Below are 15,178 nucleotides of genomic sequence, written 5' to 3'. Positions count from 1 at the left end.
TTGTGAGGCTTCCCTGATGGAGGGATGTTACTAAATGGTAATTTGTCAGTTGTCAGGAGTTCAATAGGAAGAATTAATTTTTCCCCTACAGCCTTACACCCCTACACCCTGGGAATTACTAAAAACCTAAGTCGGCTTTGGCTAGTTCTGCAGCTGCAAAAACTTCAGCATCTGACTTGTCTTCCCAAACTTGGTCGCCAATTTCCCTATAAAAAGCTGAATCATAAGGACGGGTACGCACAACCACTGGCATAGGAACAGCATGACCTAACACTAAAGCTTGTTGCTTGGAATCTAACTTAGCCAAGACTGAACGCAAAGCTCCTGCACCAGATACACCTGTAAAAATTGCATCAATATCTTTTTCGTCGTTAAGCAAAGCAGTGATGCGAGTACCAATTTGGGACATAACTTCATTATCTATCCCCGACGGGCGTTGATCAACTACCAAAAGTGTTACGAAATATTTCCGCAGTTCTCTAGCTATAGTTCCAAAAATTGTACTTTGTACCACGGCCGGGTCAAGAAAGCGGTGTGCTTCCTCAATTGTAATCATTAATGGCGTTGGCCGATCTAGAGGATTTTTACTTTGCAGAAACCTATCTGCTCTTTTAACATAATGCTCGTGAATGCGTCGGGTGATCATATTTGTCACCAACATATAAGATAGCATATTTGATTGGGAACCAAATTCCACAACCACATTTTTGCCTGCTTCTAACGATTGTAAAATTTTATTACTATAGTTTAGGGGACTCACCGCCCGCATATATTTCAACCTATCTAAACGTAATAGCTTGCGCTGTAAGGAAGTAATTGAACCTGGATGTCCTGGCTTGTCATTGCAAAAAATCTTAATATCCTCACCTGTCATATTGAACAATTGTGTAATCCAAGATTTTCCCAATTCATTGCAGAGGATATTGGCATTATCTAAAGCTGCATCTGAAAGTCCTAATTCTCTACCACATAATTTAATATCTTCAACTTCAATTTGTTCATAGCTAAGATAGATTTCTTGAGCATCTCTTACTCCCCTACGCTTTGTTGATTCGGGGTCAACGGTGTATACTTCGACTTGACCAGGAAATAATTGTTTTAAACCTTTGACGGTATTAACTTCTTTACCTTCTGCGACTGCTTCCCAGCCATACTCTGAGTGGATATCAAATATCAGGTTAACAGCCGCAGTTTTGCGAATTACACCACCTAAAAGTAAGCGAGTTAGGAAAGATTTCCCAGTTCCAGATTTACCAAAAACGCCATTACTCCGTTCCACAAACCGATTTAAATCAATACAAATCGGTACATCCATATCTAAGGGTTTACCGATAGAGAAGTTTTTTCTGTGGGGGTCATCTTCCCACCCAAATACTTTGCGGAAATCTTCTTCACTGGCTTCATAAACTTGGCTAAAGTGACTAGGAATGGTTTTTACAGGTAGCAATTCGATCGTCGTGCTGGTTTGGGGTTTAAATGATGCTAAACCACTAGCAGATGGAATAAAGGGATTGAGTGATTTACCGTTGGTGGAGGAGAAAGATTCATTAGATTCTCGCGTAAACATCAACATTGGTGAGATGTTGATCATTCCATAGGTACCACTTCCGGCTAAAACTTCTCGCAAAAATGTATCTTCCCAACCAGGAGGGCTAGCAATAATTCGCGCATTTGCAGCACCTAATGATACATCTGTCAGCATACAGAAAAAGCGCGCGCGCACCCCTTGTACCACCAGGAATTTACCCACCCGCATATCTTCTACAGAAATATCCGGGTGTAATCTAACTTCTAAACCCCCAGTTAGAGAACCTTCGATGACTGAACCTAATGCTTGTCGTGCATTCATTGTATTAGTCATTAGTCATTAGTCATTAGTCATTAGTCATTAGTCATTAGTCATTAGTCATTAGTCATTGGTGATTGGTGATTGGTGATTGGTAATTGGAATTAATTGGTTATAACTCTTTCCTCTCACCTGTCACCTGTCACCTGTCACCTATCACCTGTCACCTATCACCTGTCACCTATCACCTGTCACCTATCACCTATCAATTACTTAATCAATTTGAATTGAAGTTGGTGCACTTCCAGCAGCAGGTTTACCTGATAAGGGTTTTCTAAATTGGGCGTAGAGGCGATCACGCCAGGTGAAAAATGGTTCATAATCAGGATTATCCGCTAAAATAGGCAACCCTTTACCTCTGAGAGACTCTGGTAAATCTAAATAAGGCCCTTGTGGAAATTTCAATAATATCGACAATCCCGCCACTGTTAAATCAGCTATAGTTGGTTCATCTCCCAACAGATAAGGACTATCTGATAATAATTCCGTGAGGATTTCTAAATCTTGTCTTAAACTAGCGATTGCAGAATTAATTACATCACGACTAAAACCAACTCCTAAACCCAACACATTCAGAAAATCAGTAGGGACACCTTCAACCATACTTTTGAGTATATCTGGTGTTGAAACAGGTAATAAAGACTTGCGGAAATTTTGATCTTGACTAATTGCCGCAAATAGAGATTTTCTACCCTTAACACCTATTGACTCATCCGCCCAATCTTCCATCAATAAAGCCGCAGCACGTTTTTTTGGATCTTTTGGTAACAGAGGGTTCTCTGGATATTCTGAGTCTAAATACTTAGCTATTTCTGTAGAGTCTACAATATATCTATGGCCATCCTTTAACACTGGAACTTGTTTTTGACCAGTCAAACGAAACAATTCAACTTGTCCAATCCCCGGTGTAACTTCAATTTTACCATACTCCAAACCTTTATAATCAAGGATTAGACGCACCTTCTCTGAATATTGAGATAGTTCCCACTGATATAATTTCAGCATCTTCATTCCTTGTAACTAACTTACTGATTGATTTTACAATTTTATCTTTAGTTTACGATCTCTTTTAGATAGATTGCTAAATAATGGACAAGTCTATTATTAAGTAGGGCCGAAAGAGCAAAAATTAGGGAAATGCCATTTGTACAACTTAAAAGCATAAAATCTGCTGATAATAACTATTCCAATGGACATGATATCACCCGGTTACGTCCTTCATGTTTCGCTTGATAAAGCGCCTGGTCGGCCCGTCGAAGAATACTATCAATATTTTTATCTCCTGTCCTATAACTAGAAACACCAATACTGATTGTGATTGATACTTTTTGTTCTTCAAAAGTAATATACTGATTTTTAATATTTTCTCTGATACATTCAGCCACTATCATGGCTTCATCCATATCTGTTTCTGGCAATAACGCAACAAACTCTTCACCACCAAACCTACCAAAACAATCTGTACTCTGCAAATGATAGAGAACTGTTTTAGTCATAAATATAATTACATCATCCCCTATACTATGCCCATAAGTATCATTAATTTTCTTAAAATGGTCAATATCTATTAAGAGTACAGCAAAAGAAAAATTATATAGCTGACTGCGCTTTATTTCTTGCTCTGCTATCATCAGAAGATAACGACGATTCCACACTCCAGTTAAGGGATCAGTATTGGCTAAAGTTTCTAATTGTTTGACTAATTCTACTTGTTCCTGCAATAAATTCTTCAATTTTTGCCGTGAATATTTTAACTCCAAGTGCATTCTCACACGAGCCAAAAGTTCCGCACTATGAAATGGTTTTGCGACATAATCAACCGCTCCCTTTTGAAAAGCTTGAAGTAAATGCTCTTGCTCCTGACTAGCAGATATAAATATAATTGGAATTTCTGACAACTCTGGATTAGCTTGAATTTTTTCACATACTTCCAAACCATCCATTTCTGGCATCATTAAGTCTAATAAGATTAAATCTGGACGAGCAGATCTCACTCGTTTCAAGGCTTGATAACCATTAGAAGCAAAGCTACATTCATAGCCTACATTATCTAGAATTTTGGCAACGATTTGGAGATTTAATTTTACATCATCTACAACTAAAATTAAGCAATCTTCAGGTTTAAATAGTGCCATATAACAATCCTATATCGGTTATTAACAAATGAGTTATTATCATTAAATTTCTAACAGTTCACCTTAATTATTTTTTCGTAGAATTGGTATATTTAGTCAGTAACACCAGCAAAACAACATCTCTGGAAACATCTAGAAAATAAATTATACAATCCTATGGTATTTTTAAAAGTCCACTATTTCTAAGTATTAGGTAAATAATAACATCTTGAAAACATGGCGGAAAACCCTACTATCTAAATGCCAACACTCGCTTTCATGGATTTGTTAGACTAATGTCACCAGGATTTCTTCTGTCAGATATCTGAATCACGCCAGCAGACGAGGCTATTCATGCTTACAAATACCTTACTTCTCTCAAACCAACTCCCCAGCCTACAATATTCATCAACCACAGAACGATTTGATGAAACTTGGGAAGCGCCTCTGGCAATCCTTTTGGGACTGGGACGTGCCGCAGGTGCGGACTTTATCGAATTATTTTTAGAACGTCGTAACTACATTAGCTGCTTGGCAGAAGACGACATCATCACCAGTATTTCACCTAGTTTAGCCACAGGTGCAGGAGTGAGAGTATTTCGCGGTAAGGCTGACTGTTACGTTAGCACCAATAACCTGACATTTGTCGGTTTAAAAGCAGCTTTAGAAAAAGGTCTTTCCATCCTGGGATTACAACTGCCAGGACCGAGTGCTTTCATACCCGAAATTAACCTAGAATTACTTAGAGACTACGCCACCAAACGTGGTAAAGACGGCTGGCTACCTCTGTGCAGTTCTATCCGCGAAATGGGAGAAATCCTCCTTGAGGGTACTGCCCAACTTAACAAAAAAGCTACTCACATCCAATCTCGCCGTGCTACCTATTTCCGTGACTGGCAAGAAGTCTTAGTTGCTGCCAGTGATGGCACATTTGCCCGTGATATCCGCCTCACCCAGTCCGTCGGCTTTAATATTCTTTGCGCTGACGGTGCCAACCGCGCCTCCATAGGTGAACGTGCAGGTAACACCAGTGATGCTAACTTCCTGAGAACTTGGGATTATCAACAAGCATCCGAACAAATCGCCGAATCCGCAGGTAAAATGCTTTATGCAGATTATGTAGAATCAGGAACTTACCCCATTATTATGGCCAATCATTTTGGTGGTGTCATTTTCCATGAAGCCTGTGGACACCTATTAGAAACTACCCAAATTGAACGCCAAACCACACCATTTGCTGATAAAAAAGGCGAAGAAATCGCCCATGAAAGTTTAACAGCATGGGACGAAGGACGTGCTGATAACGCCTTCGGCACAATTGATATGGATGACGAAGGAATGCCCGCCCAAAGAACATTATTAATTGAAAAAGGCATTCTCAAAAACTTCCTGGCTGACAGAACAGGTTCAGTCCGCACAGGACACCCTAGAACAGGCAGTGGTCGCCGTCAAAATTACACATTTGCAGCTGCCAGTCGGATGCGAAATACCTATATTGATACAGGCAACTACAGCAACGAAGACTTATTTGCCTCCGTTGATAAAGGTATTTATTGCAAAAAAATGGGTGGTGGTAGTGTCGGTGCAACAGGTCAATTTAACTTTAGCGTTGACGAAGCTTACTTAATAGAAAATGGTAAACTTACCAAACCACTAAAAGGCGCTACTCTCATTGGTGAAGCCAAGGAAATCATGAACAAAATTTCCATGTGTTCCCAAGATTTAGAATTAGCTCCCGGTTTTTGTGGTTCAGTCAGCGGCAGCATTTACACCACCGTTGGACAACCTCACATTAAGGTTGATTCCATTACTGTTGGTGGACGATAAAAACAACAAATAAGAATCATCAGATGCACACAGATAAACCATCCATATCATCTGCGTTTATCTGCGTTCATCTGCCGTCGAAAATCACAAATTAATTCAATCATGTCTAACATCCGAGAAATTGCAACTTACGCCCAACAAAATGCCACCAAACTAGGCATTCAAAAATTTGATATTTACGGTTCAACAGTAGACGATACCAGCGTTCAAGTTGACCAAGGAGAACCCAAACAAGTAAAAGCTTCAAATCGTTCCGGTGTCACAGTTCGGGTTTGGAACGAAGAAAATACAATGGGTGTCACCAGTACCACAGATATAGATCCGAAAGGATTAGAATTAGCTTTACAAACTGCTTATGAAGCGAGTTTCTTTGGTGTAAAAGAAAACGTCCCTGATTTTAGTCCAGAAGCGACCATTCCCATCGCCAAAACCACCAAAAACAAAGCACTACAAGCACCTATCTCAGAACTAATTGAAAGATTATTAGTAGCAGAGAAAGAACTATTAGCGGCTCATCCTGCAATTAAAGGAGTACCTTATAATGGTTTGGCACAAAGAGATATCGACCGCTTTTATCTCAACAGTGAAGGTGCTTTAAGAACAGAGTCTCATTCCTTAGCTTCTGTTTATCTTTATAGCAAAACTGAAGAAGAAGGTAAAAAACCCCGCAGTGCTGGTGCTTATCGAATTAAAGAAAATTTAGCTGATTTAGATATTGCAGGTTGTGTAAAAGAAACTGCTGATAAAACTATCAGCCACTTAAATTATGAGAAAATCAAAACTGGTAAATATCGAGTAGTTTTCTCTGCTGAAGCTTTCTTGAGTTTATTGGGTGCATTTTCTAACTTATTTAATGCCCAAAGTATCCTTGACAATCAAAGTTTATCAAAGGCTGATGATATCGGTAAAGAAATTGCTTCACCCTTACTTTCAGTTTATGATGATGCCCTACATCCTGCTAATATCGGTGCAGAAAGTTTTGATGGTGAAGGTACTCCTACCCGTCAGGTAAAGTTAGTAGAAAAAGGTGTCTTAACCAGCTTTCTCCATAGTGCGGGAACAGCTAAAAGGTTAAATGCCCAACCTACAGGTAATGCAAGTATTGGTGCTAAGGTGAGCGTTGGTCCCAATTTTTATCATGTTTTTGCCGCAGCTACACCTGATAGCCTGCATGGCTTACCCATGCAAGAATTAAGCTTAGAAACTGCGGAAAATGTGATTTTAATTGATGATTTACAAGCTCTCCATGCTGGTGTTAAGGCTTTGCAAGGTTCGTTTTCTTTGCCTTTTGATGGTTGGTTAGTTAACAAAGGTGAGAAAATTAGTATCGAATCGGCAACAGTAGCTGGTGATTTCTTGGAAGTCTTGAAATCAATTGTTTATGTAGAGAAAGAAGCAGAATTAACACCAGGAGGAGTTTGTCCCAGAGTTTGGGTGAGTGAACTCTCTATTACTGGAGAGTAAATATAAGCTTCCGGTGGGCATTGCCCACCAATCACCAATTACCAATCAATCACCAATTACCAATTTAATCGTTAACTGTGCCATCAGGAATTACTGCTTCACTCAAATTTGTATGCATCAAATTTGCACTACTAATTTCTGCTCTGATCGAATTTGCCTGACTTAAATTAGCGTCAATTAAGTTAGTTCTGGCAAGATAGGCATCTACTAAATCTGCTTCTGTAAGGTTAGCTTCGCGCAGGTTAGCCTGACTTAAATCTGCTCTACTTAATCTAGCAAAACTCAGATTTGCTCGACTCATATTGGGTCTAGTTAGTTTAGTAACTGCCATAATTGTACCTTGCAAGTTAGCACCTATAAGTTCAGCTTCCGTGAAGTTTGATCTTTCCAACCTAGCATTCATTAAATTAGCACCATTAAGAATAGCACCACCTAAAATTAATATCGCTTCAAGACGCATTATATAAAATTGCTCCACTCAGATTAGCACCATGCAAATCAGCACCCCGCAAGCTTGACTCACCTAAGTTAGCACCACTTAGATCAACTTTATATAAGTCTGCACCAGTTAAATCAGCACCTCGCAAGTCAGCCTTATGGAGTTTAGTACCCCGGAGAATGGCACAGTAAATTCTCTTTTCTTCCCGTAGGTTAGCACCACGCAAGCACGCACCTGTGAGGTTAGCACTGCTTAAGTCGACACCACGCAAATCCGCATTCATTAAGTTAGCATCTAGCATATCTGCTAATGTTAAATTGTCATTACGCTGAGTAGGTTGCTTTAAGCCACAGCGGAACCCAACAGAAGCATTGATCATGTTGGGTTTCTTTGCGTTAACTCAATCTACTTTTGTCTGGTCTGAATCGTATAAATTAAGCCCTACCGCTACCAATAAAATACAACAATGCCATTCGCACAGCAACACCACTCGTTACTTGAGATTGAATTAAGCTAAATTCAGGATCATCCATTAAATCAGAACTAATTTCTACACCTCTATTTACTGGTCCTGGGTGCAAAACTTTAACGTTGGGTTTACAGAGTTTTAATTTATTGCGGGTAATGCCAAATAGTTGATGGTATTCTCTTAAACTTGGTAATAAATGCGCTGTCATTCGTTCTTTTTGTAAACGCAATGTCATCACAAAATCGGCGTTTTCTAAGGCTGGTTCTAGTTGCCAATGTGTAAATAAACGCTGAGAATTTTCTGTGCGTCCTAAATATTCAGCAAAGAATTTAGGTAGTAATGTGGGAGGTCCGGCTAGATAAACTTCTGCACCACTAGCGATTAAACTCCAAATATTAGAACGGGCTACGCGAGAATGGAGAATATCTCCAACAATGGCTATTTTTTTGCCTTCTAATAATTCAATTCTGGGTTGTGCTGGATCAATTAATGTACAAATTGTAAATAAATCAAGTAATCCTTGGGATGGATGTTCATGTTGTCCATCACCTGCGTTGAGGACGCTAACTTTTACACCTAAACGATCCATTTCTTGGGCGATCACATGGGGTACTCCTGCTTCTTTATGGCGAATTACCATAATATCCGTTCCCATCGCTAAATAGGTCTTTGCTGTATCCAGAATGGTTTCTCCCTTGGTCATGGAAGATGTAGCAGCAGCGAAATTTAGGGTATCTGCACTTAAGCGTTTAGCAGCTATCTCAAAACTACTGCGGGTACGCGTTGAAGGTTCAAAGAATAAGTTTGCTACCACCTGTCCCTGTAGAGTTGGTACCTTTTTGGTTCGGCGTGATAATACTTCTTGAAATGAAGCAGCGGTCTGTAAAACGGCGTTATATTCGCTGGTTGTGAAGTCAGCTAGGGAAAGAATATGATGACGAGTCCAGGTAGTAGTAGACATAAAGACTTTGAATTTGAGATTGCCGATTTTATCTAATTGTGAATCAGTAATAAGGAGAAATTCATGATTGCTAATCACCAATTACTCACCTATTAAGCTTGCAGGTGGAATACCTTTAAAGCAATGGAAATCATGCTGAGGAAGGTTAAAAAGCCGATGGTATCTAACATTGTTGTCACTAATGGACCACTCACCAATGCAGGATCTAGCTTTAACCTTTTCAGACCCATTGGTAATAAAGTTCCCAGGGTAACGGCAACCATTGTATTAGTTGCCATCACTGTTCCTGCAATTAATGCTACCCACCGTTCTTGGGGTTGAGCCCAAATTAAGGAAAGTAGCATCATAGTTATACATAACCCAATAGCTGTACCTAATCCGGCTAAAAGTTCTTTACGGAGGATTTTTAAAGTATCTTCGGGTGTGACTTCACCTACACCTAAACTGCGAATAGTCACGGTTAAGGCTTGAATACCCACAGTTCCACCTGTGTTAGAAAATATGGGCATAATTACGGCTAGAACTGGTACAGCAGCAATTACTTGTTGAAAAGGTGCGATCGCACTAGCAGCACCAATATATAATCCCATAATCGCTAACAACCAAGGTAAGCGTTTGCGAATCGTTACTAAAGGAGGAGATAAAGCTTCTTCATCACCACTTACACCTGCCAATTTTTGAATATCTTCTGTAGCTTCTTCTTCTAAAATGTCAATGACATCATCAATGGTAATAATTCCCACTAATCGATCTTCTCTGTCAACTACAGGAATCGCAATTAAATCATAACGTTGCATAATTCTGGCAACCTCTTCCTGTGAGTTTTCTGTTCTCACTTTGACAACGTGGGAACTAGCAATATCTTTAATTAAAACATCGGGAAAAGTAAATAATAGCTGTCGTAAAGAAACAACACTAACTAAAGTGCGATTATCATCTGTGACATACGCATAGTAAATTGTTTCCTTATCTCCATCTTGCAAGCGGATTTTACTTAAGGCTTCACCAACAGTTAATCCCCGTCGCAACCGGACATATTCAGTCGTCATTACCCTCCCAGCAGTCCCTTCAGGATAACCGAGAATCGTCGCAGTAGCTTGTCTTTGTTCGTTACTAAGTTGTTGCAATAGCCGTTTGACTACCCCTGCTGGTAGTTCATCAAACAATTCTGCCCTTTCATCAGGACTCATTTCCTCCACAAGTTGCACCACCTGGATATCGTGGAGAGAGTGAATCAATTCTTCCTGTATTTCTGTGGGTAAATACTCAAAGACATCTATGGCCTGAGTTTTATTCAGTACCCGAAATGCGATCGCCCTTTGTTTTTCAGGCAATTCCGAAATATACTCTCCTACATCTACTGGTTGCAAACTATTTAAATCACATTTCAATTGATTTAAGTCGGCAATATCCAATAAATTGCGAATATCTTGTGTGAGCATAATAAACATCTCCTAATGTCTCCCCCACGCCGGGAGACAATCTCGCCTAAGCGTTGAGGAGGATACTACTGCCATCTGGTGGACTTTTGTCCATAAAATCTTAAAAACTCAATATTGATATTTAATCAAAGCTTTGCTAACCTACAATCGTAACCCGGAATGGGCTGATAGTATAGAACCCTAATCTTAATCTATTGTTGGTAACAATTCACACTAGTATACTTCACACTAGTATACATTCGCCTGGATGTGTGTTCATGGTACATGATTTTACTACTGTAAAACTCTGGTCAAGTCAATCAACCTAAAAAGTTCCTCTAGCATCAAAATATTAAACTATACACAATCTTATCTTAAGAATTGTCCTTTATTTTCTATCAAATTGATCTTAAGTACTTTAATATACGATTTTCAACTGGTTAAGGAACATTTATCTATCTCATGGAGGAATCAACATACATACAATAAATACTAAATAATTAAATATTCCGATCACCTGACGAACTTTAATACTAAAATCCCTCGTTTATATCTGAAAGCGAGGGATCTTTTTATCTAATTAAACCAACATATAATAACAGCTGAAGATTTATCTATCTAAAGGAGGACTGGAGAAATAGCTAATCAATATTAAATATTAAATAGCCCGATTACCCTACCGGACTTTAGCTCCAAACCTCTTCTTGTGATTAACCGTTCAAGAGGAGGCTTTATTAGATCAGTTACCAATTATCAGTTGTCTAATTTTTTATCTAAGGATTACAATAGTTACATAGTCCAGGATCTGCAAACTTTTTACCTTCAGGATATAACTTTTCTTTCCTGAAATTACATTTTCGACATTGATAAATTACCGTCATACTCAAGAAAGTAGGTTGATGACAAATTTCACAGGGTAAACCTTTGATTTTTTCAGCTATACTGAACCCAGGTGTAGAACATTGAGGACAATAACTATTGATTTTATTTAGCAAATCTTGGGTAGCTTTTTTGATATTTCTCATCCGCGTCGGATTATAAAGCGCCCGCATATCTGTTTCTATATGCACCTTTCCATCTAGTGAATTCTCTAAAGCGAAATTTACAGATTCTTGTAATCCTTCTTTTGTCGTGATACCTTTAATAATTTGCGGATTTTCAGGATTTGATTTCTCGAACCAAATAACTAAAGCATGTTCAGGAAAACCAACTTTACTAGAAAATTCTTCTGCTGCTTGTAAATTATTGACAACCTGATGATTAAAGTTTGTATCAGTTGAAAATACCTCACCAATAATTTCTAAGTCATTTTTTTGATCTAAAAAAACAATAATTTCTCTATTAGCATAAATATAAGGAAAACTGGGATGAGGAGCAAAACTACCCTCACTAGCTATAGCTATAGTTTCTCCTGTTATTTCTAAAGCTTTCTCAGCTTTTAGTTTCGCAGTAGCAATTTGTGTATATTGACGTTTTATTTCTCTAGTAAATGTACCAAAAGCATCGGTGTTAACGTTTTGCGGAACTATGACTTGTATTCCTAACTCTTGCTGTAATAATGGGGCAATTACTTTTTCTTTCTGGTGCATGGTTAAAAGAACAGCCACACGGTTATTAAATAATTGCTTCGTCATTGCAGTTGAGACTCCCCGATAATAGCAATATGCTTGGTTTTAAAAGAATTGTAGCTTGAGTTACGCAACAGCACAACCCAACCAAATTAGTAATAATTCAGGTCTAAGGTAGAGCGATTAAAGAAGGTGTATGCAAGGCAGGGTGAACCATGACTTTCATAGGTTGGTCAAAAAACTCAATTAGAGAAACTGCTTGACGGCGACAAGTTTGTATAACCGTCAATCAATTGGTAGGATGTTGGAATAGCTCTAGAGAAAGAGAACCACCACAGACTTTTCGATGTGTCAGTGCTAAACCTAACCTTGGTTCAGCTAAATTATGATCAAGGTCTATTACCTAAGGAAGGTAAAAGTTTACCAGTTTCCCCTGGGGCTTGATCAATGAATGAATGGAAGATTCAACTTTTGGTTGAAACTAGGATGGCCAAGTCAAGAATTTATGAAGGTTTTGGGTTTGTTGGAATAAAGGGTAGTTTTTAAAACCTTCATCTATGAGGTCCATGAATTTTGTGCCAATTTTTTGGTGATTGAAGCCAGGAATCTTGATTAGTGTCTTGAAGTGACGGGGTAGGGTAGATGTGCCTGACATTTATGTTGAGTTGTGACCGCATAACCGTTATAGGCAGTAAAGTCATCAGAACTGAGTACACCAGAGTAACTTGAACCCACAATGGATTCTAATTCGGTAGGACAAGGAGTATCAGACCCATGAAATAAAGGGAAGTCACTATTGGCAACAATCCATAACCATTGTTTCACCCCTTTAACTACCCAGGGTGTTTCATCCCCAAGGATATGAGGCTGGGTTTGTTTTATCCACTGTTTGAGGCTATGAATACTTTAAGCCACTGCACTATCTATTCCTTCATTGGTACCTACTAATGTTCCCACTCCAATTTCTATTTGACCCAGTTCCCACAACAACAAGTGTTGTTTTTCATAGGGTCAATGGCCCTAGTTATTGATCCATCCCAAAAAAGCTTGTCCTGTGATTCCTATATCTTGTCCCGGTACTATCTCTGGTGACCAGTGTGGCCTTTGTATTTCCGCACACACACTGCAAATCCACTTCCATTGGCCTGTCCACCAACTCCCCTACTTGTTGTGTTTGGATTTTTATTGGTTCGCCAAACAATTGCCCCTGACCTCACCATCCACACACTTGCCGTCCCACTATCTCAAATTTATTCTATCTACTCCACCAAATACCTTTCTCCTTTTTCCCCTATGCCCTGGTTGTCCTCCTGGTTTCCGTTTTGGTGTCTGGTTTTCTTCTGGTTGCTCTTCTTGTTTGTTCTCGGTTTTCTTAAGGATGTCTCCCGATGGTGGTTTGGATCATGTTATGGTCTCTAAATATATACTGACCTTGAGTTTCTCTATTTCTTTTTCCAGTTCTACTACTCTATTTCTTAGGTTCTCTATACTTTTCCCCTGGTCAATAATGATTTCTACCAGTTGCTCTGTTCCCAACTGCTTCAATATCTTTCAGTCTAGTTTTGGTGGCAGCTTCTTTTCCATAACTGCTATATTCTCACTCACCTATCACACTTGTCAATACCCCACCACCTGAATCCTTACGGCGATTTTATAAATAACCAAATTGGTTGAACCTGCGGGAAGCAAGCTTATTTCTTGATGTTGTTGGTGAATTATTTCTGAATATTGGACTTTATGATAAATTTTTATTTTTTAGAAATGTTGGGTTTCCTTAGGTCAAGCAAACCTACGGTAAAACATAGTTTTCCAGGAAAAAAAGTTTAGATCTATAGTACAGCTTGGCATAAATAAACCAACCATTCCAAACCTCTGAAAAGCTCACGCCATATACATTACCAATAAGCACAAAAAATTATTTGATGGGTTTTGCTTTCACTCTACCCATCCTAGAAAATCAAGTCTCCTGTTTATCCCTATTTTATACTAACTTTGTGTTTGGGGAACTTGATTAACTTGATTCATTTCCTCTCTACGATCATCTTCTCTTTATTCCGTCTGCGGATTTTGGCATACATCTGAATACTCACACCCATGAAAATCACCAACCCAAAAACCAGCCAAGCAGTGATATCTGTAGGTAGGTTATTCTTGAAAATAGCCAACATGACAATTACCACTAACAACAAAGTCGGTGCTTCATTTAAAGCCCGCAAATGTTGTTCACTCCACTTACATTCATCTGCGGCTAACTGTTTCATCAACCTACCACAATAATGATGATACATAAGTAAAATACCCACAAATCCTAATTTAAAATGTAACCAAGTTTCTTTTAACAAGTCTGGGTTGGTGGAAATAATACCCATGGCCATCGCAACCGTGACTATCATTCCTGGGATAGTGATAATGTGGTAGAGACGCTTTTCCATAATTTGATACTGATTTTTCAGTATCGTTTTAGCTGGTTCTGGTTCTTGGTTCGCTTCGACATGGTATATAAACAGACGCACTAGGTAGAATAATCCCGCAAACCAAACCACAAAGCCGATAATGTGAAAGGCTTTAAACCATAAATAAGCCATGAATCCTAACCTACCTTAATCAATTTACAGATGATTGCATTTACTCTCATTATTGAGGTTACGGTAATTGTTGACAAGGATACAAATTAGGTTAAGAACTCTAAATAGTTTGTCATTCTCAACGCGGTTATCATTGAAATGGAATAGTAATTTGCTTATTCTCCATACCATTCAATACTCAGATCTTGCCAATTAGGATTGATAGATTAAATTAGTAATATTTTATTCGTTCTTAACCATCCTTTTATCTGTTTCTCACGTTTGATAGCTGCTTGAATATCTGAAGTTTTTTTCATAGAATACGAGCTTAGTAATATTTTACTTTTCAGTAAATTCTGGTATAAGTTCTTATTTATCCTCGTATATTCTGCGATGTAAATTATTGGTGACACCTATGTATAAGCTTTTTGATTTGTTACTGATTATGTAGACATAATATCCTACCTTCCGCACCCTAACTGTACCCTAACTGTCACAGATAGTA

General features: G+C 38.7%; 12 protein-coding genes and 1 pseudogene. 2 read left to right on the top strand and 11 right to left on the bottom strand.

Annotation, left to right across the window (positions count from 1 at the left end):
• Positions 1–118: 118 nt before the first annotated feature.
• From AAZO_RS07085 to AAZO_RS07075, 3 genes are all read right to left on the bottom strand, one after another.
• On the bottom strand, positions 119–1,849 hold the full coding sequence (locus tag AAZO_RS07085; RefSeq protein WP_041639620.1) for a helicase HerA domain-containing protein: 1,731 nt from the start codon (positions 1,847–1,849) through the stop codon (positions 119–121).
• Between the two features lie 210 nt (positions 1,850–2,059).
• Complete coding sequence (locus tag AAZO_RS07080) at positions 2,060–2,851, bottom strand: glutathione S-transferase family protein (RefSeq protein ID WP_013190709.1); 792 nt, start codon at positions 2,849–2,851, stop codon at positions 2,060–2,062.
• Positions 2,852–3,027: 176 nt separating this feature from the next.
• Entirely contained in the window at positions 3,028–3,981 is a 954-nt protein-coding gene (locus AAZO_RS07075) for a diguanylate cyclase (RefSeq protein ID WP_013190708.1), read from the bottom strand.
• 333 nt (positions 3,982–4,314) lie between these two features.
• On the opposite strand from AAZO_RS07075, the gene AAZO_RS07070 reads away from it, so the two are divergent.
• Complete coding sequence (locus AAZO_RS07070; protein ID WP_013190707.1) at positions 4,315–5,787, top strand: TldD/PmbA family protein; 1,473 nt, start codon at positions 4,315–4,317, stop codon at positions 5,785–5,787.
• Between the two features lie 102 nt (positions 5,788–5,889).
• The gene (locus AAZO_RS07065) at positions 5,890–7,251 is read left to right on the top strand and encodes a TldD/PmbA family protein (protein ID WP_013190706.1); all 1,362 of its coding nucleotides are present in this window, start codon (positions 5,890–5,892) and stop codon (positions 7,249–7,251) included.
• 64 nt (positions 7,252–7,315) lie between these two features.
• Here the strand turns inward: AAZO_RS07065 and AAZO_RS37320 are convergent, their stop codons facing one another.
• The 8 genes and pseudogenes from AAZO_RS37320 to AAZO_RS43460 form a co-directional block, all read right to left on the bottom strand.
• Positions 7,316–7,711, bottom strand: a complete 396-nt coding sequence (locus AAZO_RS37320; RefSeq protein WP_228371554.1) for a pentapeptide repeat-containing protein — start codon at positions 7,709–7,711, stop codon at positions 7,316–7,318.
• Positions 7,701–8,069, bottom strand: coding sequence for a pentapeptide repeat-containing protein (locus tag AAZO_RS37315; protein ID WP_228371553.1), 369 nt, complete (start codon positions 8,067–8,069; stop codon positions 7,701–7,703). The genes AAZO_RS37320 and AAZO_RS37315 overlap by 11 nt, the downstream gene beginning before the upstream one ends.
• A 55-nt stretch (positions 8,070–8,124) precedes the next feature.
• Positions 8,125–9,120 (bottom strand): aspartate carbamoyltransferase catalytic subunit, encoded by a 996-nt coding sequence (locus AAZO_RS07055; RefSeq protein ID WP_013190705.1) that lies wholly within the window; start codon positions 9,118–9,120, stop codon positions 8,125–8,127.
• A 92-nt stretch (positions 9,121–9,212) separates the two neighbouring features.
• On the bottom strand, positions 9,213–10,562 hold the full coding sequence (gene mgtE / locus AAZO_RS07050; protein ID WP_013190704.1) for a magnesium transporter: 1,350 nt from the start codon (positions 10,560–10,562) through the stop codon (positions 9,213–9,215).
• 752 nt (positions 10,563–11,314) lie between these two features.
• On the bottom strand, positions 11,315–12,175 hold the full coding sequence (locus AAZO_RS07045; protein WP_013190703.1) for a DUF6671 family protein: 861 nt from the start codon (positions 12,173–12,175) through the stop codon (positions 11,315–11,317).
• A gap of 103 nt (positions 12,176–12,278) precedes the next feature.
• Positions 12,279–13,657 (bottom strand): annotated as a pseudogene (locus AAZO_RS29255) (IS66 family transposase).
• Between the two features lie 473 nt (positions 13,658–14,130).
• On the bottom strand, positions 14,131–14,694 hold the full coding sequence (hemJ, locus tag AAZO_RS07035; RefSeq protein WP_013190702.1) for a protoporphyrinogen oxidase HemJ: 564 nt from the start codon (positions 14,692–14,694) through the stop codon (positions 14,131–14,133).
• Positions 14,695–15,042: 348 nt separating this feature from the next.
• Complete coding sequence (locus AAZO_RS43460; protein ID WP_420807045.1) at positions 15,043–15,147, bottom strand: GIY-YIG nuclease family protein; 105 nt, start codon at positions 15,145–15,147, stop codon at positions 15,043–15,045.
• Positions 15,148–15,178: the final 31 nt, after the last annotated feature.

This window comes from 'Nostoc azollae' 0708 (assembly GCF_000196515.1).
In the GTDB taxonomy this organism is placed as follows: Bacteria; Cyanobacteriota; Cyanobacteriia; order Cyanobacteriales; family Nostocaceae; genus Trichormus_B; species Trichormus_B azollae.
Note: the sequence above shows the minus strand (reverse complement) of the source record. Positions and strands in the feature narration are given on the sequence as shown.